The following is a 23,176-nucleotide window of genomic DNA, read 5'->3' on the forward strand; positions in this document are numbered from 1 at the left end:
TAAGGTATCAATATGAGAAATATATTGAGGTTGATATTTTAGGTAATATTATTTACATCTCTATTGAGACTTTCAAATACACTGAAAATTCCTTAATTTACTTAAATTAAAGGGGTTAAAAGCAGTAGAAGTAGTAAATTCAAGGACAACATTTTTTCCTTTGATGTTGTATTCGACAACGGTAGTATTTCCTGTTTGGCGAATAATTTTACCTTTTTCAATAAGGCGGAAGATTGACCACGGCCCAGTTGAACTAATACCTGCGCTGTTGATTTGGGGAGACGAGATATCTATTTTGGCTAAAGCATTTTCACTCTTGGATGGCCAAGTAAAGGTTACAGGATTTACAGGACCGTGGCTGTATACATAGCTCTTACCTGCATATGAAATATTTACACTTTCTAAACTGGTATCGAGAATTAAAACTTTAATCGAAAAGTCGAATGTAGGAGTTTCTGATCCTTTATCAAAATACCCTTGTCGAATATCTGCTATATCGTTTAGCTTTGCAAAACGATCTTTAAATGCATCATTTTTAGCAGTTAAAGTTTCCAGTTTTTCTGAGCGTGCCAATACGGCAGCTTCACCAGTCAAGTTGGTAAATTTGCTGTAGATACCATTGGGACCAAATATACTGGTGAAACTCTCTAATGCAACATTGTCCTCCGATCCTTTATCGAAAGGGTATCCTTGTTGATGTATTTCTTGACAACTATTAGTCAATGTGGCCATTTGTTTTTCTAAAGTAGATAAAATTTTTTCATCAACAATTTTGTTAGTGTTTTTCAGAATAATTTCAGAAAAGTTATCTAACATTTGGCGAAAGGGAGGTGGCAGTCTATTTACTTCAGCCTTGTATTTTACGAAAGGATCATCAGGTGGTAAGTCCACTCCTTTTTCTACAGCAACATTAACGGCAACTAAATAAACATATAAATCATTTATAGCTTCTGTGACGTTGTTAATAGCTGGAGGTTGATCATTTGTGGTTTCTGTTAATATATGGAAATCTGCAAAAGCATCATCAACTGGAGTTGCTTGTTTTAATGCGGCTAATTCATTTTTTGTATTATTCCCTTCTTCACTCTCTAAGAGTTTTGAGAGCCCGGCTCTATTTAACCAATCAGTAATTTTGCTGCCAGCTTTTTCTGTTATTCGTTTGTCAATAGCCAAAGTCGTGTTATCACTAATTCCTTTAATAATATTGACTAAAGGTGAGTTCTTTTCAGATAGCAGCTTAGCAATTTGAGTACTCTCTCGTGATGACTTTGGTGTTACTAATGACAAATCAGATAAATAACTATTCCAAACTTTGATGTAATTACTGAAATAGATTCTTTGGGCATCAGAAAGGACAGATGCCTTGCTTTGACTTAAAGAAGCATAGTCACCTAATACCCAGTTGTCTTCATTAAAAAACTGCTCTGCAGATTTAACCATAGCAGGCAAAACTTTAGTAATGTAGGCTTCTTTAGTATAAATAAAGTTAATAGGTTCTTTCAGGGTTCCACCAGTCTTACGTCGGAATAACAAGTGACTTTGCACTCCACCCATACTTGAAAAGGATACAGGTGTAACTCCTCCCTTTCCAGAGAGAGTAACTGTATTTATGGTATCTTCTAATACCATGGTTGCAATGTCTCTTTGCGCAATTTCCTGTCTACGACGTTCTACTAATTCTTCATCATAGGGAACGCTTGGTGTAATGCTTTGTTTAGAAAGAATCTGATTTAGAGCTTTTTCAACAGATTTTTTTTGTTGGTCACTCATGCCTGATGATTCTGTTTTAGACAAATTGGACATTAACCAGTTTTGCATAAAAGCAGCATCAAAATGTTCTTTGTGGAACATCATAAGATAAGCTTTTAATGCATCATAGCTATTAATATTGTTGGAGCCATTAGCTGTGCGTAGAAGTTCATCCAACTTATAGCTGATTAATGGCATTACGTTGTCTTGAAGAATTCTATAATAGGCTGACTCCCCAACATCTTTCATTTGGCTGCCTTGATAAAGGCCCATACGATAGCTGAGCGGAGGGGATAATAAATCTGGAATTTCTTTACTGGTAGTTGTATCTCTAACTTGTTCAGCAAATGTGACAGCCTTAAGTAAATCAGGGCCGTCTGTATATTTTTTTACATCTGAAGCTAAGTCAGTTGCTTTTTTATCAACCTGTTCAAGATATGATTGGTTATTGGAGTAACTATTCAACATCATTGTCAAACATGCGATTACTACAGTTGCAATAGCTCCAATACCTAGCCAATACAAGATTTGTTTTTTGACAAACCAAGATTTATTCTCACCAGCCAAATTTGCCTCGCTTAAAATAACGTCAGCAAATAGTCTATTTAAGAAAAAGCTATGTTCGTTGTTCTGAGTAGAGGCCTGGTTTGAATCCAAGTATTTTTTAGATAATTGGAAATCACTTTGCAAACCTTCCAGTATAGGGTTGAGATGTTGTCCTGTTTGAGTTGAGCTTGAAAAATAAACACCTCTCCATGCGATAGGTTGCTCAAATTTTGAAGATTTAGACAGTTCTTTAAATAGGGAAAGTACGGCCTGATTAAGACGCTCGAACTCCTCAGGGAATGCAAAAGCCGCAGCCTTGTCTTCAGTGGATTCTAATTGGTGAACAGTACCCAACATAGAGGAGCGTAATTTATCTACAATATCTGCTAAGGCATTAGAAGCAGTAGCGATAGGGGTTTCCATTCCTTCCGTATTAGATAGAGGAATCCCTAAATATTGATTTCTTTGTTCTTCAGTTAGATGGTTAAAGAATTCATTAAAACCATGCAATAAATCTAATTTGGTTATCATAAGATAAACTGGAAAATGTATACCTAATTTAGTATGCATTTCATGGATTCTTTTACGCAGTTCTACTGAGATTTCTGTTATATTGGTTTTTCCGCCCAATAAATCATCTACGCCTACAGTAACCAATACCCCGTTTATTGGCTGTTTAGGTCGGTAACGTTGCAGCAGCGTTACAAATTCTTCCCAGTCACTAGAATCTTTACTGCTATGATTGTCATGTAAAGATAATCTACCAGCTGTATCGAGAAATACTATTTCATCCGATAGGAACCAATCACAATCTCGTGTACCTGCTAGGCCACTTACAGATGTCCCCAAAGTGCTTTCTAAGGGGAAGTTAAGGCCAGAACGTTTGAGTGCAGTCGTTTTACCAGAACCTGCTGCCCCTAGGACAACATACCATGGCATTTGATAGAGGTATTGACCTTCTTCTAGTCTAGCCAACAAACTGTTTTTAGATTTAGAAAATTTAGCATTCTTTAATACTTTGTCCATTTCAGCAAACTGGCGGCTCATAGAGCTAACATCATTTGCACTTTTTAAAATAGGTTCTTGGGCTGCTCGAATTTCTTTCAATAAAGCAGCGTTTCGTCGGGATTCACGATATTGGCGAAATACAGCTTTAGCCAACCAAATACCAATAATAGTGGCACACACTGCAAAACGAATAGTTTTGCTTACTAAGGGGCGAACTTCACCTATGGAGATTAATGGGCCAATAAACCATACTAATATAATTAGGCCAGTAATACCCAACATCACCCATAAAGAGCGAGAACCTAGAAAATAAATAATTTTTTTCATGTCTATTTTTTCCGTATCAATCTAAAATAGATTATTGTGTGTTTGCACTACCGTTTTGTTAAGGATTGGAGGTATTGTTTTTTATTTCGACTGTGCTACCTAGTTTGGGTCCAGTTCCTGTAGTAAATAATGTAATTTCAACCCTTCGGTTTTTAGCCCTGTTTTCCAAAGTATCGTTTGGTGCGACAGGATCGGTTGAGCCTCGCCCTTCAGAACGGATGCGTGTTCCACCATTTTTAACGTAATTCAATAAAATTTCTTTTACTGCATCTGCCCGAGCCTGTGACAAATGCCAGTTGGATGGAAAATTTAAGCTCTGAATTGGCTGATTGTCAGTGTATCCCGTAACAATAATTTGTCCTTCCACACTATCTAAGGCTTGGCTAACCGCAGCCAAAACAGGATAATATTGGTCTTGAATTTGTGCAGAGCCGGATTCAAATAAGCCATCACCTAAAATAGTAACAGTGCTTCTGTCTTGAAAATCTTCCACAGATACTAATTTTCTAGCGATCTCATTTTCCAATAAAGGCCGTAGTCGGACTGTTTTTTGTGTATCTTGTTGTTTGGTGATTACTGAAGGGAGTTTGAGGCTGTTTACTTTTGTACTGGCTGTATTGAATTTATCTCCTAATGACCATTGCATTGTAAAATAGCCTACACCTAATGCAACAGCTCCTAATACGCCTACTACCCATAAAGGAATAGCAAGCCTGCGTTTCCTTTGAATATTATTTGTAATAATCGGGTTATGTTTAAAAAGATTAGCAGTTTGGTCAGGTCGTTTACTGTGAATTAAGGCAAGTAAGTCCCTTTTAATTTTATCGATCTCAAGTTCCCCATTGTTTAGAACCTGGTACTTACCTTTGTAACCAAATTGCAGGCATAAATACATAAACTCTAATAAATCAATATTCTTATCAGAATCTTGTTTCAAATTTTGAATGATTTCAAAAAAACGTTCTCCACCCCAAGTTTCATCATAAAAAGATACTAATAAGCTATTCTTTGACCAAGTTTCATCAGCCCAGCCTGCACGGACTGCTAATTCATCTACAAATGTACAAAGACAGTATTTTGCAGCCTGAATAGCATCATATTTAGCTCCATTTTTTTCAGCATTCTCTTCAAAATTATTAATTAAGAGAGAGAATTTATTAATTAGGCTGTCAGTAGATAATTGACTAGTAGTTTGCTGCATAGAGTTAGCTAAGATAAGAACAGGTTTAGCAGCTTCAATTAAAGGGTTATAAACATTTACTGCGTTGTTTGCAGTATTATTCTGGTTATTCATAATGAAATTCCAAATTAAATCAAATTAACTTAAAGACTTAATCGCCCAAAATTCAACATCTAAATTAGGGAAATTACCAGCCAAATGGAAAGCCATACCTGAGGAAGTATCAAACATATCCCATAATTCATGTTTTTTATCTAATTCAAAATAAACATAACCACTATGGTATGGTAATTCTCTTGGTGCCACGGATAACGCATGAACTTTAATTCCAGGTAAATGGTAAGCAACCAATTCCTTAACTTTTTCTACAGTACCTATTTTTACTACACTTGGAATTTTTTGGCGTAAGGCTTCGTTAGGCATATCAGCTTTGATGGCTAGGACAAATGAAGCTTTATCCAGTAAGCTTTGATCAGGAGTTTGGGCGACTCGGGTTGCTTCATCACGCAGATCTAATGGAATTCTAATTGCTCTTTGTTCAAGTACAATAGACAGTGATTTGCGCAAGTTAAAAAATAATTTACCAAAACATGATGCTAGATCATTGTGTTCATAAATAGGAACATCTCCTACCTTGCGTGAAGGAAGGAAAGTCATTAAATCAGCACATAATTTTGATAAGTTGACAAATAATTGTTCTGGATGAGTTTGACGAGCGCCTTCATTTTCATGATGCAAATAAGCCAGATACCGATTGATGGTCTGAAGCATCATAAAGTCCATTACTTCAACAGAACCTCCGGTATTCGGGTCGTTTACAGCGTTAGCTAGACTATTGCTTTTTTGCATTAATAAGCCATATATTTCTGAAATGTAAGCTTTTAGGTGTTGTTGCTTTTGGCTTCCTAGGGAAGGTGGAATATATGATTCGTCTAGAATGATTTCAAAGTCTGCTGAACTGGATCGGATAACTGCAATAGGAAGGGCAGTTTGATTGCTAGTTAAATCATTTTCTAAAATCAATGTAGGATTAAGATCTGCTAGTGTAATTTGGCGACCGTCTAATTCGGAGTTTGTTGTATCCGCAAGGGTTTTCTCAAATGCTTTATATCGGTAAGAGTGAGCAGAATTTTGATTTAGAAAGTCAATCTCATTATTGACAGAGGATGGCAGAGTAATGGCTAAGCAAACTTTGGTATCTTTTATGTTTGCAGGTACTTTTAAGCTTAAATTTTCAAGTTGTTTTTGGGAAAACACAAATATAGAACCATCAGGAAAAATACCTTCTGCTTCACGAATACCGAGAACACCATGTTTGAGGCCGTCTGAATCCAGTACTAAAGATGAAAACCCCCAAAAATAACCTTCTTTAGAAACAGCTAGTTGACGTAATCCAGACTCAAGATAACGTTCAAATTGCTGAAAATGCTGTGGGGTAATAAAGATTCCCTCTGACCAAACTACTTTTGCTTCAATTGACATGCATTCAACCTCAAATTATTTATATATAAGTATTTATTCCTCACGGAAAATGCCTTTGCTCAGGTCACTATTATTCTTACGAGTTTTCCCATTTTCTTTGATAAGCGGATCATCAGGATGGCGCTCTTTATATTCTTTTAGCATTTCTTGCATCTCTGATTTCGATAATTGATATAATTCATTTTTCCCAATATTCACGTAGAAATAGTGTTTCCCAAACTGATACCATCGTTGTTTTTGTTTTAATAAAATTAATCTCCATTGACTATTATCCAAATCACGATAACTGGCAATAACACCTAGGTATTTCAGATGAGAATCCATCTTGATAGGTAATACAGAAACCGTATCAGGGTGTAACATGAATTGGTTTTGTTGAATTAATTTGTCTCCTAAAGTTTCTTTAGCATTATTAGTAAGATCAAAATAGTTTGCTTTTTTAAATTCACCATCAGATGACAGTTGATATAAATCCAATCTTATGGGGGAAGGTTGATCAACTAAATTTGGATTGACATCGGGAGAAACTATGATTTGTACATCAATTTTTTCTCCACTTTCGTCAGATTCTTTTGGTGGTTTATGGTTGGATGCGCATGCGCTTACCATCAAAGATATCATTGCAAATGATATATATTTTATCAGTTTTCCATGCATTTTGGTTACCTAGATACATCAATAGTGATTGCATTTAATGATAGAAATTTTAAATCAATCGACAGCCTAGACTTTAGGAACTAGTTGGTCTATGACTGTCGATCGAATACTAAGATTTCTTATTTTGCTTAGAATTATAAAGTATTTTTCTTTCTAAGTTTATATTTATATTGGTAATTGAAGTCATGATTGCTTGTGTTGATATTTACGCTCAAAACTTGTTTACCCTGTGTTGCGCAAGTAAGTAGTTCTTGGCTGATTTGTGGTAGAACAGTATTGGTAAGAATTGCATCGATCATGCGGCCACCTGATTCAACTTCTGTACAACGTGAAGTGATTAGTTTTAACACTTCAGGGGTATAGTGTAGGTCGATGCCATGATTATCTTTAATGCGTTTTACGATACGGTCTAATTGCAATTCAACAATTTTTGAGAGCATATCATCAGATAGCGGATAGTAAGGAATAACTTGCATCCGGCCTAATAAAGCAGCTGGGAAAGTTTTCAGCAGGGGAGTACGCAGGGCTTTAGTTAGGCCTTCTGGGGTAGGCAACATTTCGGGGTCATCGCACATATCCATAATTAAATCTGTACCAACATTGGTGGTGAGAATGATAATGGTATTTTTAAAGTCGATATAGCGACCCTCGCCATCTTCCATCCAGCCTTTGTCAAATACTTGAAAAAAGATTTCATGCACATCTGGATGTGCTTTTTCTACTTCATCGAGCAAAACAACACTGTAAGGTTTACGACGGACAGCTTCAGTTAATACACCACCTTCACCATAGCCGACATAGCCTGGAGGTGCTCCCTTCAAAGTGGATACAGTATGAGCTTCTTGATATTCACTCATGTTGATAGTAATCACATTTTGTTCACCACCATATAATGTATCGGCTAGAGCCAGTGCAGTTTCGGTTTTACCCACGCCGGAAGGACCAGCAAGCATGAAAACACCAATAGGCTTGTTGGGATTGTCTAGATTGGCGCGTGAAGTTTGAATACGGCGGGCAATCGCATCCAAACCGTGGCGTTGGCCGATGATGCGTTTATTTAAGGTGTCAGCAAGCTGTAATACAGCCTCAACCTCGTCTTTCATCATTTTCCCGACAGGAATTCCAGTCCAGTCTGCTACAACGTCGGCAACCGTACGACTGTCTACTAACGGCATAACTAAGGGTTGAACACCTTGCAGTTTTTTCAATTTAGTAACCAGCTCTTTTTGGCGGGTGCGTAACTGTTTGTTTTCTTCATCAGTTGTCTCTTGTTCAACCTGCATGATTTGTTCACGTACAGCCAATAGCTCTACAACCAAGTCTGCTTCAGATTTCCATCTGTCTTCTAATTTTTTCAGACGGCCTTCAACCTCAGTTAATTCTTTACCAATGTTTGTGATCCGAGCTTCAGAATCGAAACTGAGTTTCTTCTCACGTTCTAAATTTGCTTGCTCGAGTTTTAATGCTTCAGATTTCTTACGTAGATATTCAATGCTGCCAGGCACAGCATGTTGGCTGACTGCAACGCGTGCGCAGGCAGTATCAATCAGGCCTACAGCTTTATCGGGGAGCTGACGTGCTGGAATATAGCGGTGGGAAAGTTTTACAGCAGCCTGGATTGCTTCATCAAGAATGATCACTTTATGGTGTTTTTCTAGAGAAGCATTCAATGCCCTAAGCATGTTGATGGCTTTTTCTTCATCGGGTTCATCTACTTGTACCACTTGGAAGCGACGAGTTAGGGCAGGATCTTTTTCAAAATATTTTTTGTATTCTGCCCATGTAGTTGCACCGATAGTACGAAGTTTGCCACGAGCCAATGCAGGTTTGAGTAAGTTGGCAGCATCACCAGTACCGGCAGCACCACCAGCACCAATTAAAGTATGGATTTCGTCGATGAATAGCACGATTGGGGTTGGGCTGGATTCTACTTCATCCATCACTGCTCTGAGGCGTGATTCAAATTCTCCACTAACACTGGCGCCAGCTTTGAGCAAACCGATATCCAATAAAATTAATTGAACATCTTTTAATCCAGGAGGGACATCCCCAGCAGCTAAACGTAATGCCAAAGCTTCAACCACAGCAGTCTTACCAACACCGGCTTCACCGGTGAGAATCGGGTTGTTTTGACGGCGACGCATTAGGATATCAATCATTTGTCTGATTTCAGTGTCGCGTCCTGTGATTGGATCTATTTCGCCATTTTTAGCCTTTTCGGTAAGATTGCTGCCGTATTTAGCTAAGGCACTTTCTTTGTGAGTAGCATTAGGCTCTGAAGATAAGGCATTTTGGGTAACATCAAGATTTTCTTCAGAGTTAGCAGTAATAGCAATAATATTGTTTGCCAATGTCTCTGGTTTGATTTTCAGGAATTCAGATGAAATATTGGCCAAAATACCCTGCAAAGTTTTATTTTGCAGCATGGTATAGAAAATATGAGCTGTACGGATTTTGTCTGTACCAAATTTAAGTGAACTGTATGTCCAAGTTTGTTCGACAAGGGTTTGGATATGTTCGGAGAAGTCAATAACGGCAGTAGCACCAACAGGCAGTTTTTCTATTGCAGCCAATACATCTTTTCGTACTTTGGCTTCATCCAAATTAAAATGATTGATCAGGCAGAAGATATCTGTTTTTTCAGTTTGAAGCAGAGAGTGTAGCCAGTGTACCAATTCAACATAGCTGTTTTCTCGAAGACGGCAGAAAGTATAGGCATTTTCCAAAGTTTTATACAAAGTAGTATTTAACTTACCAAATAATACGCTGCGGCTGATGTTTGACATAAGACGTCCTTAATTAAATTATTTCAAATATGTCCAAAATAGTTTTTTAAAGCTTTTATCGACGATGGCCGTCTGAAAAGCTGATTAATGATTGCTGACGATCAAGTCTTTTGCATCTCGGGAAACATTCCCCAGCCAAGTTGATAAGCCGAGTTGAGTGTTCCCTCCTAAAACCATCAGTGGAACTTCTTTTTGCATCAGAATAGGTTGGATGTCCCATTCATATTCTTCTGCGGCAAATAAACGAACCCATTCGCGTAAACGGGCTGCATTAATACCGTCTTTAAAGAATGATTGGTAGGCTGGTAGAGTAAGGGGGCCAATAATAATCCGGAATTTACTTTGCATATCATAGAGTTTGTCACCTAGTAGTAAACCGTCCCCAAGTGTGTAGTTGCCCATAATCCCAATTTGCGTTTTCTCTTCTTCGACTTCAACCCAGTACCCTACGTTAGTTTGAATGTTGACAGGAACTTGGAAATAGCGAGTGAGCAGTTGTTGCAGGTTGACTGCAGATCGGCTTTGTTTTATTAATAGACCAGAAAAATAACGTTTAGCAAATTCGTGAATTAAACCTTTGTTATGTGTGGTCGGAATATTAAGGCCATTAAAACTGGCAATATATTTTCCGAAGCGGTCTTCGGCATTTTTATCTAACGATGTAATGCTTTGGGCATTGGCCCACGCCCGATAGAATAAGATAGCCAGGCGGTGTTGCAACATATTTGCAAAACCTGTCCATGCCCGGTCTCCGTGTTGATGTTGGCGTTCATAAGCATATTCGGTTAAATGTAGAGGTAGTGGACCAGATGGGCCAAACAGACCAAATCCATTAATGGAAATTTCTACATAATGTGGTGATAAGGTTACCGATTGGAGATTGCGTGGGGCAAAAGTAAGCAAAGGATTTTGGCGGATCCTTATTTTCTCCATTTTTGGGCTAATAGCTTTGCCTAATATTTGCCCACCAGTAATAAATTTAACGGACTCAAGCTGGCGCAAGAGTGAAAAATAATCATACTTATATGGTTGAGAGGAAACTTTATTTAAAAAGATTGTAAGTTTTTCATCCCAAGCATTGTCTAATGAGTCACCAAAATCTGTTTTTGGGTTGACTGGACTCATATAATCATCCTCTCCCCAATTTCAGACGGCCAAGTAGCAATATGACCTTGCTGGAGCGTGTCAATTCGCAGTTGTACAAATGAGTTAATAGACACCAAACGTCGGAAATAATGGTTTAAAACTGATCCAAATAGGAAAGGATGAACGCCGCCTAATTGAGCTTCATCCAGTGTAACGGTAATGTTGATTCCTCGGATAGGGGCGGCAACTCCATAATGACGGACTACTTTGTTAATAATTGAGGTTTCAACTCGTATAATTGACTCAATCTGTTTTTTCAGTAAATCACTTTCAGAAGAAACAAATACTGTTAAAAGCTCTTTTAAAGCAACAGGTGCATCTTCTTTATCAGTATTTAAAAGAGACAGGTAATTTAAACTTAATTGATTTAAAAATGACCAAAGAGTCCTATCTTCACTTACTGCTTCTTGAGGTCTTGTTAATTTAGAAATCAGTTTAATCGATTTGACTGGCAAAAATCCCTCAATAAGAAAGTCAGATTCTCCGTCTCGAGGCATGATTAGAGGCAAATCTCTGCTTGTACACCAAGCGTCGACAGAAAGGTGCTGTACGTTTGAATTAAAGGCGTAATTCTGATTATTAGCAAGAGATAAAAATACCTCACTACCTAAATAGGAAGAGCGAAAACCATTTTTAGCTGAGTTTTCGGATGGTACTCTATCAGCACGACGAGCAGAAAAATAAGCATGCTGAGTTTGGGCTTCTGGAAAGAGTCCTATATCCGGTGCTTTGTACATCGGTGAAAATACTACGGTTTGAAGGTTGTTGGTATCAAAGCCTTTTACTTGCTCGATAGCGTAAACTTCATAATTCAGGGGCTGGGTACGGTCGATAACGACATGGTGCTCCTGATCTTGAATATTTACCGGAAAGCGTGAGCTTTTTTTTCTGAATAAGTTGACGACTGGTACGGCATTTACAGAAAAATCATCTACACCGATCAGCTCAGTTAATTCAGGTATTTTATTACTGAATAAAAATGAAAGACTAAAATAGCGTTTACGATAAGTAATAATTTTTTTATTGACTCCCTTATCGTTTACGATTTCCTCTAAATGTTCAGGTACTTTAGGTAAGTGTCCTTTTTTCTCGGCTTGTTGGACGGCTTGTTTAATATTTTTTTGAGAAATAAATAGAAACTTTTCCGGTAGGCGTGAATACTCCTGCATAATTCGGAATGCACTCACCGATTTATCTAAATTAAATGATAAGGCTTCATCTTCTCGAAAACCACGATGTTCTGGTGTAGTAGGTAATGGGTAATACCATTGTTTTGGATTTTCGTAACTGTGGCAAACAACACCCACACATTCAGAAGCCAATAGAAACAGCAATGAAGATGATTTAGAAAGCTCTGTACCCAAAAATATAGATAATTCATCTGGCAACATCTCTGAACATGCACCTGGTACGCTCAATGAAAAATCCAAACGCAAGGCAGATTGTACTTTCTTACTAGAGGATTGTTTGAGTGCAGGGAGTGTGTTTGGCAAATAACCTATTGAGTCAGTGTATTTGGCTTTTTCAATATGAAGTGGCAGAATTTCAGTAGTTTTAGTTACAGAAAATGGACAACTTACTTTAAATTCATCAATAGGCAGAGACCTTAATATTTTACCTCGTTCCAGTAGATTGATCACATCAGCGTTATATTGATTAGTAGGCTCTAGATTGACAATAGCTGCAGCCGGTTTTTGATTGATGAAGTCAGGATAAACAACTTCTAAGATTCTTTGGACAAAACGAGGATACTCCGCATCCAGTTTAAGTTGGGTGCGTGCAGTAAGAAAACTTACCCCCTCCAAGAGTCTTTCAACATAGGGGTCAGGAATATCGGTTGTATCTAAAGCTAATCTTGAGGCTATCTTAGGATATTGGGCTGCAAACTCTTTACCCATTTCCTTTAGAAAAGTTAGCTCTTTGTTGTAGTAAGACAGTAATTTATTATTCAAGCCCCATTTCCCCCATCTAATAAGTCAAACAATCCTGTTTCAACATCCATGCTGGTTCGGAGCAAGAATTCTTTAGGATAAGGATTGAGTTTCAGGTAACCTTTGATTTCAATAATGAGTTTATTATGTAAAGCATCGTCATCATCGTCTGAGGTATTTACGATCACTTGTAGAGTCTTATTTTCAAGACGCGGTTCAAAATCGATGATGGCTTGTTTGATGTTCTGTTCCACATCTTGCCATTCAATATCGGAAAAATTAATACCAGAAAGGGGAGGGATACCATAATTTAATGTAGAAGAGCGTGCATTTTCAGTTAGGTCAATCCCCATAGTTTCTGCTTGCATGTTGCATGTATTCAGTAGATAAAGAATATCACGCAGTACTGCTTGCCGATATTGATCAAGATTAATGACCTGATCGGATCGTGCCTCTTTTTTTCTGCGCGGTTCTTCATCTGTTAGTCTGTCAAATAAAGAGGGTAACAGTTGATTTTTGAATTGCGACATGTTTAATTGCTGAGTTTGAAGGATGGATAGATTTTAATGATTTTGTTCAAATCTAATATTACGAATATCTAAAAGGCCAAAATCATGGTTATCGGTATACAAAGTTTTTTGACCAACCCCTGTAAAGAGTTGCTCTGCTATTTCAATCCAGTCAGTTTGTGAGCACTTCATTAGCAGATCTGACCATGCTGTTTCCTCACCAGGCATAACAGTATAGCGGGCAGGACTAGTACATTGAATACACTCACCATTAGTAAATTTAATTTCAGACGCTCTCCAAATGATGTCCAGTAAGGAACTTGGAGCCTTAAAAGAAATATTTTCAATAGAATCCCATGTTTGCCAGTAATAGTGACCTTGATAGAAATATTCATAAACGAAAGCAGTACGTACGTCTCCATCCATAATCCAGTCGCTATCCATTTCAGAAACTGATTTATCTGCTAAAAGGTAAGTAATATGTACTGGGGAGCCGTCTATATTCTCAGATAACACAGTATAATCATCGACAAGAGCCTTGTTTTTCTGTTCTGAAACATGGGCAACTAAAGAGAGTTGCTTTTGAAGAATATCAAGTTTACTTGCGTGCTGTTCTAGAGTTTTGGGTTTTTGCTGTGTTTTAAAGACTGCTTGGCGACGTATTTCAGCAGAAATATTTTCAATAAGGTAGAGCATCAGGGGCTTTTGAGTATCGGGAAAAAGTTTTTGGTATTGTCCGATTTGTTTTAAAGCCTGTTCCCATTTTGCGCATAGACACTGATATTGAATCAGTGCTAAACGATGTTCTTGGTTGTCAGGATTTGAACGTACAAGCTCAATCATCTCTGATAATTTAGTCTTCAAATCCATTTCAATGATTCCTTATTTAATTTATAAAGATGAATAATAGAAGTTAAAAACAAGATTAATTTTTCAGTTAAGTAGTGCCGTCTGAAAAGTGAAAAAATTTATGTATAAAGCCTGACTTAAAAACAAACGCCTTTTAAGTCAGGCTTTTTTACTTAAATCTACATATCAATTATGCAGATTTGTTTTCTTTGATATTGAAGGCCATTTGAACTTCAGCACCTTTAGAACCTTTATCGGTTTGTTCCCAATATTGGTTTTTCACTTTTGCAGCTTGGAATGAATAACGCATTTTCAGCGCATCATTGTCTTGTACGCCAATGAATTTCACACCGGTTACTAAGACATCTTCTAATGTAGTGCGTGAGTATTCAATTTGTTCGCCACCAGCTTTACATACAGAAATTTCTACTTTGCTCAAGTGTTGGCCGGTAGCGCAGTTTTTCAAAATGGTTGGAGCTGCTTTATCGATAGCAGCAATTACAGTTAAGTCATTGAAATTGACTTTACCGGCACCACCGCCACCACCGCTGGTCATTGAACCAGGTTGCTCAGCACCCCAGTCAAAACTTTCGATGTTAGTCCAGTCTTTATGGTTAGAATCTTTTGACTCGCCATTTACACCTTCGACTTTCATGAACATATCAATAGCCATTTTTTACTCTCCTAGTTAAAAAATATAAGTGATTTAACAACAGGGCACTAATATACCCAACTAAATAAACTAAGCCTGACTATTCTTGTTTAGTCGAAGGCAATTTGGAAACTAAGCGTAGAGAAACAGTAAGTCCCTCAAGTTGGTAGTGAGGACGCAGGAAGAATTTAGAAGTATAGTATCCTGGATTATCTTCTACTTCTTCTACAACTACCTCAGCAGCAGCCAATGGTTTGCGTGCTTTCGTTTCTTGCGTAGAGTTGGCAGGGTCTCCATCTACATAATTCATAATCCATTCGTTTAACCAACGTTCCATGTCATCACGTTCACGGAATGAGCCAACTTTGTCACGAACAATACATTTTAAATAGTGTGCGAAACGGCAGCATGCGAATAAATAAGGCAAGCGAGCTGATAAACGTGCATTGGCGGTAGCATCTGGATCGTAATATTCAGATGGTTTATGCAAAGATTGCGCACCGATAAATGCAGCTAAATCCGTGTTCTTACGATGGATTAATGGCATAAAGCCCAATGCAGCCAATTCCGCCTCACGGCGGTCACTAATAGCGATTTCTGTTGGGCATTTCATGTCTACACCACCATCATCGGTTGGGAATGTGTGGCAGGGAAGATTTTCAACGATACCGCCTGATTCCACACCGCGAATAGCGGTACACCAGCCATAGTATTTAAATGAGCGGTTAATATTTACTGCCATTGCATAAGCAGCATTGGCCCAAGTATATTTATTGTGATCTGCACCTTCTGTTTCTTCTTCGAAGTCAAATTCGTCTACAGGATTTGTTGTGGCACCATAAGGCAGGCGAGACAGAAAACGAGGTAGGGCTAAACCGATATAACGTGAATCTTCGGATTCACGCAGGCTTCGCCATGGAGCATATTCGGCATTTTGGAAAATTTTACTTAAGTCACGCGGATTAGCTAACTCTTGCCAAGACTCCATTTGCATTAATTTGGGAGATGCACCAGCAATAAATGGACAGTGTGCAGCCGCTGCAATCTTCTCAAGACTATTGAGCATTTCTACATCAGGGGCAGAGTGATCAAAATAATAGTCACCTACTAAACAACCAAAGGGTTCACCGCCAAATTGGCCGTATTCTTCCTCATAAATACGTTTAAAGAGTGGACTTTGATCCCAAGCTGTACCTTTAAAGCGTTTTAAATTACGAGCAACCTCTTTTTTAGAAATAGGTAATACTTTGATTTTCAGTAAAGTATCTGTTTCGGTGTTGGTCACTAAATGATGCAGGCCGCGCCATTCACCTTCAAGCTTTTGAAAGTCCTCATGATGCAAGATTAAGTTGATTTGTTCAGAAAGCTTTCTGTCAATTTCGGCAATAATTGCTTCAATGGTTTGATAGGTATCATCTGAAATGGTGACGGCATTTTGTAAGGCCTGCTGAGCCAATGTTGCGACTGCATTATTTACAGCGCTTTTAGCTTCTTCCGTTTTAGGTTTGAATTCTTTTTGAAGCAGCTGTTCAAATTCATTGGTTGCAAACACATGTTGCGAACTGCCATTTCCTAGGGTATCTAATTGTTTTTCAGCCATGATTTACTTTCACTTCTAGTTTTATTAGAGACTATTGTTCATCTTTGGATGTTGATTTAGGTGCAGCTGCAAGACTTTTTAGTAATTCGCTGTCCCCTAAGACTTTTCCAATTAATTCTTCAGCCCCACTTTTACCATCCATATATGAGAGTAAATTAGATAGTTCTGTACGCGCCTGTAAAAGTTCATTTAGAGGTGCTACTTTTTTAGCTATCGCAGCTGGTGAGAAGTCATCCATGCTTTCCAATTCGAGTTCTACATTCAAATTTCCTTCACCTGTCAATGTGTTTTTTACGTTGAAGGCGACACGAGGTTTAAGGGCTTTCATGCGTTCGTCGAAATTGTCTACATCAATTTCTAAGAATTTTCGTTCGGCCAAGTCAGGCAGTGGTTCGACAGGTTTACCAACCAAATCTGCCATAACACCCATAACGAAAGGCAGTTCAATCTTTTTCTCTGAGCCATACAACTCTACGTCATACTCAATTTGCACGCGAGGAGCTCGATTGCGGGCAATAAACTTTTGACCTGATGATTTATTTCGTGACATGGTTATAACCTTAGGATAATTAATAATGTTGTATATCTAAAAGATATTTACGAAATTGTGGATGAGGTGTACTGATTTTAGGAATTTGCTGTATCTTCATCTGGTTTGCCAATTAAAACTTCTAAATTGGCAATACTTTCTGGGCTAATATCTTTCATGATGTCATAAAAGTTCATATTCATTTGTCGTTGCACTCTGCGGATAAACAGTGGTGCAGGGTGGCTGGGCTCAAGAGTTTCAAAATAAATGCAGATTTTCTCTAAAGCTAAATCAACATCAGCACGGTTTTTAATATTCAGACGGCGCCATGCGTCAGCCTCTTGAATAGATTGTTCTTGCGTAATAGCCAAGCTGTTAGTTTCAGAGGGGAACTCAGGCTGTTCTGTCTGTTGTACTGAGGGAGCGCTCCCATCATTATAGTTGATGGCTTTGTGAATTAGGGTAAGAGGTTTTTGAATAACATCAAAATCAAGTGAGTGTTCATCCTGTAAATTAGACGAGAAAATGCGTTGGATGTCTTTCAGACAGTCCAATGCTTGAATTAATGCGGTTAATTCAGGTTTTCCCGTATCGGCATTTACTCTAATATCGAGCATTAGCCGCTCTTTACCTCCTGGATAATTTTGTGGATCATTCCCTTGTAGGATAGAAACAGCTTCTTTTACAGTAATAGGCTGTTGGGTTAACCCATTTATCAATAATTTAGATGAAAGAATCTCTTTGATAATGCCATCAAGTGTAGTAAAGGAGCTAAGAGCATTGATCCTGTAAAAGGGATCAAATTCACCGTCTTCATCTTCAAGTTTGGGGTAAATGGATTCCCAATATAAGTCTATATTAGCTCTAATTGCTTCGCAGCCAGCGCAGAACCCTACGAGTCCATGTTTGGCAGTAAGAGCTTGTGCATAATAAGCCAAGACATGTAAATCTTTAGACTCGGCTAGCAATTGATTGCACAACTTTTCTACTGTTGCCCAGTCGGCCTCTTCTGCAGGAATAATCGTGTCACCATATTGTTGTTCTGGTTTGCCTTCAGCTACGCTTTGTAGTTCTAAAAAGCGGCTATCGTATTCGATATTTACACCTTCGGGACTGTCGATAGAGATAGGCTCGTCCCATCGAGGAAATGTGTTCATCTACTTATAATCCAAATAACTTATTAAACAGTGAGCATGAGGGGAGGCCTTCATGTTTTATGTGGTAACCGCTTCCAATCTCTTGCCAAAAACTACCAATGCCGTCTGAATCAGATAAAAATTTGTGAAAGGATTCAGAGAGGATAGAGTTCTCTGTTGTATCACTACTGTAAAAATCTTCGATACAACATTCCCCTTCTTTTAATATCTCGCGAAAGGAATTTTTTTTCTTTAAAAGAAAAAAAAGAGAATCAAGTGATTCGGGAATAGAGCTAGGTTTATAAAATAACACAAATGGGTATTTTCTGCCAATTTTATCAGAACTACCAGCAGTCATACCAGTATAAATAAGATCATCAGGTAATTTGATGCAAAATAGCCAAATTTGCAAAGGGGAATATGTTTTTCGAGTGAATGAAATTAATTTGTTTTGGTCGGAGCATCGGTTAAACCAGTTATCCCAAAAGATTTTATCGTGAGTTTGAAGATTCTCGGAGAAAATAAAATCACGGGATTGATTCAGTTTGCCAAAAAAATAGACTTCATTTTGCTTAAGCATGAGTAGTCATCACAAGAGAAGAGGTTTTAGATTCCCAAGTTGCTAATTAGATACAACTGCTAAGACTCGTACTCTAGCATAATTCGATGTGTTGATAAATATAAATTTAAACCGCTTGAAATAATAACTTAAGAAATGTAAATAATCTTTAAAAATATGCGCTTACTATATGATATTTTAATAATAAAGTTTATTAAATACAGTTTTATTTATAGCTTATTGTTTGTTATAATTTTTGCAAAATAACGTGCCCAAGTCCTCAGAAAGTGATTGGCGTTCCTTGTTTTGAGGTTTCTACTTGTAGATTAATTAGGATTTCGACGGAGTAATCGCATGTCCTCTTCCGGTAACACCATAGGTATTCTTGTTCCTCAGCCTTCTGCACCTGCCATGGTGTCCAAAGGATCTGCCAATCCGCCTGAGCCGCTGACTAATGCAGCCGGTCCGGTGGATGTGATAGAGATGGTGGCTGATGTTGCCTCTAGCGCCCTTTCTTTGGTTGCTCCTGACTCTGCTGCAGCTAATGTAGCTGATGCTGTATCTGATGTGGTTTCCCTTGCTTCAATGGTCCCAGGTTTGCCTAGTGTTAGACTGCCTTCACGAAAGATGGTCAGTGGTTTTGGCGGGGGCAGCGGAGCAGGTTCTGATGGCGGGGTGGTTACTTCTGGTCATGGTCACTGTATCCCCTGTAAAGTTGCAGCAGCTATCGGTAATCCTGTTAATGCCGTACTTGGTATCAAAGTCTTATTTGATGAAACAGAGGTTGACTTTGGCTTTGATTCCCCGCTTCCCCTTGTTTGGCAGCGCAGCTATTATTCCGACCAAATAGGCAACGGCTGGCTGGGACAAGGTTGGTCGCTGCCGTTCTCCATGCGTCTTGTCCGTACTGCCGACGGTTTTCTCTATATTGATGAGCAGGGCAGGGAAATTTCGTTGCCGGATATCAGCGACGAAGCAGAAGAGCCTTATTCCGCAACCGACGATGGTGAAGACAATTTATATGAAGAAGAGGCTGCGCCGCGACCTGCTTCTGCCGAAGAAGATCCCTACGGTCTAGATGACGCCTATTTTGATCCTTACGAACAAATCTACTTTTCACAGATTTCAGACGACCTCTACCAAATCGCCTCCCCCGACGGCGGCGCACGGCTGCTGTTTGCCGAAGTCGATTCCGGTTGCGGCATTTACCAACTGGTCGCACAACTCGACCGCAACGGCCGCCATATCCGCCTCTGCTACGACGACAACGGGCTGCCGCACAGCATTTACGACGGCAGCGGCCGACACTTCCAACCCGTATTCTCCTCTATCCGGCTGCACGACAACGATCCCGACTTCGACCCGGCCGGAGAAAGGGACGTCTTCGTTTCCGAGGACGAACGTTTCTACGTCAACCGCCTTACTTCCATCACCTTCAACGGCAAGGAATTGGTGCGCTACGACTACGACGGCTACGGCGATTTGACCGCCGTTTACGGACGCGACGGCAAAAAACTGCGCGGTTTCGCCTACCGAAACCACATCATGGTCGAACACAGCCAGCCCGACGGACTGGTGTCCCGCTACGAATACGACCGTTACGACACCGACGGCAAAGTGCTTAAAAGCAGCAACAACCTCGGCGAAGAATGGACGTTCGACTACCGCAAAGGCCATACCGTCGTTACCGACGCATTGGGACGGACGGAAGTATACGGTTTCGATGAAAACCGCGAACTCGTCTACCGCATCGATGCCGACGGACAACGCAACGACAGCGAACGCGACGACTACGGCCGCATTACCGTAGAACGCGACCCCCTCGGACGCGAAACCCGCTATCTCTACGATACCGAAGGCAACGTTATCGCCATCACCGCGCCGGACGGCAGCAGCACCCAGATCGACTACCACGAAACCCTCAACCTGCCGGTTGCCGTCAACGATCCCGCAGGCAGGATTACCGCCTACGATTACGACGGACGCGGCAACCTCATCAGTATCACCGACTCCGCCGGTTACACCACCAGCTACGGCTACAACGCCCAATGGCTGCCCGAAACCATTACCGACGCCTTAGGCAAAACCCGACGCCTACACTACGACACCCTCGACCAGCTCGTCAGCTTCACCGACTGTACCGGCGAAACCACCCGTTTCGGTTACACCGAATACGGCGATCTCGAAACCGTTACCGATGCGCTGGGCCATACCACCCGACACCACTACGACGCAGCGGGCAACCCCGTCCGTACCGACTATCCCGACGGCAGTCACGAAACCTTCGAATACGACCGCCTCAACCGTCTGACCGCCTACATCGATGGACTCGGTGCCAAAACCGCCTACGAACTCGCAGTGGACGGACTGCCGCTCAAACGCATCAACGCGCTGGGCCATACCTTTGCCTATGCCTACGACAAAGCCCGCCGTCTGACCGTCCTTACCAACGAAAACGGCGAAACCTACCGTCTCGATTACGACCAAACCGACAACCTGATCCAAGAAACCGGCTGGGACGGCAAAATTACCGCCTACGGCTACGATGCCGCCGGACAACTGGTTCAACAGACCGAATACGGCCAAAGCACCGATCAAGGTCGTCTGAAAGACCGCCCCGAGACTTGGCACATCCATCATTTCAAACGCAACATCCTCGGCCAACTGATCGAAAAGCAGAGCCGCAAAGTCTCCAGCCGCAACGGACAAAGCAAAGACGAAGGCATCAGCCGCACCCGTTTCGAATACGACCTGATTACCGGCAACCTGACCAAAGCCCGCAACCATCACAGCAGCGTCGAACTCGTCTACGACGAACTCGACCGCCTCATCGGCGAAACCACCGTCCACAACGGCCAAAGCGCCACTGTAGGCTACCGATACGACCCGTTGGGCAACCGCATCCGCACCATCCTTCCCGACGGCCGCCATATTGATTACCTGTACTACGGCAGCGGACACCTGCACCAAATCAGCCTCGACGGCGAAGTCGTCAGCGACATCGAGCGCGACAAACTGCACCGCGAAATCCAAAGGACACAGGGCAGCATCAGCAGCCTGTACGACTACGACCCCATGGGCCGTCTGAAAAGCCAGCGTACCGTCCAGAACGGCACACAAACACTCAGCGGCAAACAAAAACCGCTGGCCGGCGGCGCCGTCAACCGCCGCTACGCCTACGACAAAGCCGGCAACCTGATTCAAAGTGCCGACCAAAGAAGCGGCGTACTCAATTACGTTTACGACAAAATCGGACGCATTCAGGAAGCCCGCAACAGCCAAACCGGTCGCAGCGAAATCTTTGCCTTTGACCCCGCCCACAACATCCTTTCCGACAAAGCGGCCGAAGGGAAGGGCAAAGGCAGTAACATTAGCAGCGGCAACCGCCTCAAAGAATACAACGGCATCGAATACACCTACGACGCACTGGGCAACCTGATCTACCGCCAGCTGCCTAATGGCGAAAACCAATATTATCAATACGACCTCGAAAACCAACTCGTCCGCGCCGAAATCAAAAAGCCCGCCGGCAATACCGAGATTTGGGAATACGCCTACGACCCGTTCGGTCGAAGGCTCTCCAAAGAGCGCCAAGACAAACTCGCCTGGACGAGTACCGACCCCAAACGTACCCACTTCGTCTGGGACGGCAGCCGCCTATTGCAGGAGTACACCTACAAAGGCAGTTACACCTATATCTACACCGGCCAAGACAGCTACGAACCGCTGGCGCAAGTCTTTGACAACGCCAAAGACGGCAAACAATACCTCGCCTATTTCCACAACGACCAAGTCGGCATCCCGCGCGAGATGACCGACATCCACGGCAATCTGTTGTGGTACGGCGAATATACCGCCTGGGGTCGTCTGAAATCGGAGATGAAGGTTTACCCAAACGCGCACCAGCCGTTCCGGTTGCAGAACCAGTATTTTGATGCGGAGACGGGGTTGCATTACAATTTCTTCCGTTACTATGAATCTGATACGGGACGGTTTGTGAACCAAGACCCGATTGGGTTGCTGGGCGGGGATAACCTTTATTCGTTTGCGCCTAATGCGCAGGGGTGGGGCGATCCCTTAGGTTTATCTTGGCTTGATATTCCAAAAAATCATGGAGTAACAGCTAAACCGCATATAAGTAATGCACATGGTCATCATATTATATTTAAAGGAAAGTTCGACCGTTCTCCTGCAATGAAGGATGCGTTAACTCGTTCCAGAAATATTGCACATAAATATAATATTCCATTAAATTTTAACTATCGAACTACTACTGGGCGTTCCAATCTAATGATTGCGTCAAATATTAAAGGTGTTCATACGGTTAAAAATGCAGAAAAAGTAGCTACTCTACTTGAACAAGCTGATAAGCGTGTGACACAATGGATGAAACGCGGAGTTATGAATAAAGCACAAGCAGATAAATATATGAGTAAGCAATTGACAAGAATTGGTGGGAAAGTTTTTGGCAAGTATGGTTCTCATAGTAAAAAATGCTAATTTATTAAGTGTATTGGATATAAGGATTGG

General features: G+C 40.7%; 15 protein-coding genes. 1 reads left to right on the top strand and 14 read right to left on the bottom strand.

Annotation, left to right across the window (positions count from 1 at the left end):
* Nucleotides 1-72 precede the first annotated feature (72 nt).
* The 14 genes from tssM to tagF form a co-directional block, all read right to left on the bottom strand.
* Nucleotides 73-3,630, bottom strand: a complete 3,558-nt coding sequence (tssM, locus tag BBP27_RS01565) for a type VI secretion system membrane subunit TssM (RefSeq protein ID WP_070624736.1) — start codon at nucleotides 3,628-3,630, stop codon at nucleotides 73-75.
* A 58-nt stretch (nucleotides 3,631-3,688) separates the two neighbouring features.
* A complete protein-coding gene (gene tssL, locus BBP27_RS01570; RefSeq protein WP_070624734.1) occupies nucleotides 3,689-4,924 on the bottom strand; it encodes a type VI secretion system protein TssL, long form in 1,236 nt (411 codons plus the stop codon).
* A 24-nt stretch (nucleotides 4,925-4,948) separates the two neighbouring features.
* Complete coding sequence (gene tssK, locus BBP27_RS01575) at nucleotides 4,949-6,292, bottom strand: type VI secretion system baseplate subunit TssK (RefSeq protein WP_070624732.1); 1,344 nt, start codon at nucleotides 6,290-6,292, stop codon at nucleotides 4,949-4,951.
* Nucleotides 6,293-6,325: 33 nt separating this feature from the next.
* Nucleotides 6,326-6,949 (bottom strand): type VI secretion system lipoprotein TssJ, encoded by a 624-nt coding sequence (gene tssJ / locus BBP27_RS01580; protein WP_188211794.1) that lies wholly within the window; start codon nucleotides 6,947-6,949, stop codon nucleotides 6,326-6,328.
* 134 nt (nucleotides 6,950-7,083) lie between these two features.
* A complete protein-coding gene (tssH, locus tag BBP27_RS01585) occupies nucleotides 7,084-9,735 on the bottom strand; it encodes a type VI secretion system ATPase TssH (RefSeq protein WP_188211793.1) in 2,652 nt (883 codons plus the stop codon).
* A gap of 84 nt (nucleotides 9,736-9,819) precedes the next feature.
* Nucleotides 9,820-10,860 (bottom strand): type VI secretion system baseplate subunit TssG, encoded by a 1,041-nt coding sequence (gene tssG / locus BBP27_RS01590; RefSeq protein WP_188211792.1) that lies wholly within the window; start codon nucleotides 10,858-10,860, stop codon nucleotides 9,820-9,822.
* Complete coding sequence (locus tag BBP27_RS01595) at nucleotides 10,857-12,833, bottom strand: type VI secretion system baseplate subunit TssF (RefSeq protein ID WP_188211791.1); 1,977 nt, start codon at nucleotides 12,831-12,833, stop codon at nucleotides 10,857-10,859. Before BBP27_RS01595 ends, tssG begins: the two co-directional genes overlap by 4 nt.
* Nucleotides 12,830-13,342: a type VI secretion system baseplate subunit TssE gene (gene tssE / locus BBP27_RS01600; protein ID WP_188211790.1), complete on the bottom strand. Its 513-nt coding sequence runs from the start codon at nucleotides 13,340-13,342 to the stop codon at nucleotides 12,830-12,832. The genes BBP27_RS01595 and tssE overlap by 4 nt, the downstream gene beginning before the upstream one ends.
* Nucleotides 13,343-13,375: 33 nt before the next feature.
* The gene (locus BBP27_RS01605; RefSeq protein WP_188211789.1) at nucleotides 13,376-14,191 is read right to left on the bottom strand and encodes a type VI secretion system accessory protein TagJ; all 816 of its coding nucleotides are present in this window, start codon (nucleotides 14,189-14,191) and stop codon (nucleotides 13,376-13,378) included.
* Between the two features lie 169 nt (nucleotides 14,192-14,360).
* Nucleotides 14,361-14,843 carry an Hcp family type VI secretion system effector gene (locus BBP27_RS01610; protein WP_188211788.1) on the bottom strand — a complete coding sequence of 161 codons (483 nt, stop codon included), beginning with the start codon at nucleotides 14,841-14,843 and terminating at the stop codon, nucleotides 14,361-14,363.
* A 79-nt stretch (nucleotides 14,844-14,922) separates the two neighbouring features.
* The gene (gene tssC / locus BBP27_RS01615) at nucleotides 14,923-16,422 is read right to left on the bottom strand and encodes a type VI secretion system contractile sheath large subunit (RefSeq protein ID WP_070850814.1); all 1,500 of its coding nucleotides are present in this window, start codon (nucleotides 16,420-16,422) and stop codon (nucleotides 14,923-14,925) included.
* A 31-nt stretch (nucleotides 16,423-16,453) separates the two neighbouring features.
* Entirely contained in the window at nucleotides 16,454-16,972 is a 519-nt protein-coding gene (tssB, locus tag BBP27_RS01620; protein ID WP_070606732.1) for a type VI secretion system contractile sheath small subunit, read from the bottom strand.
* 77 nt (nucleotides 16,973-17,049) lie between these two features.
* The gene (tssA, locus tag BBP27_RS01625; RefSeq protein ID WP_188211787.1) at nucleotides 17,050-18,108 is read right to left on the bottom strand and encodes a type VI secretion system protein TssA; all 1,059 of its coding nucleotides are present in this window, start codon (nucleotides 18,106-18,108) and stop codon (nucleotides 17,050-17,052) included.
* 4 nt (nucleotides 18,109-18,112) lie between these two features.
* Nucleotides 18,113-18,667: a type VI secretion system-associated protein TagF gene (tagF, locus tag BBP27_RS01630; protein WP_188211786.1), complete on the bottom strand. Its 555-nt coding sequence runs from the start codon at nucleotides 18,665-18,667 to the stop codon at nucleotides 18,113-18,115.
* A gap of 333 nt (nucleotides 18,668-19,000) precedes the next feature.
* Here tagF and BBP27_RS01635 point away from each other — a divergent pair, with 333 nt between their 5' ends.
* Nucleotides 19,001-23,146 (top strand): DUF6531 domain-containing protein, encoded by a 4,146-nt coding sequence (locus tag BBP27_RS01635; RefSeq protein WP_265511146.1) that lies wholly within the window; start codon nucleotides 19,001-19,003, stop codon nucleotides 23,144-23,146.
* Nucleotides 23,147-23,176: the final 30 nt, after the last annotated feature.

It is taken from the genome of Neisseria sp. RH3002v2g, from assembly GCF_014596425.2.
Taxonomy (GTDB): domain Bacteria; phylum Pseudomonadota; class Gammaproteobacteria; order Burkholderiales; family Neisseriaceae; genus Neisseria.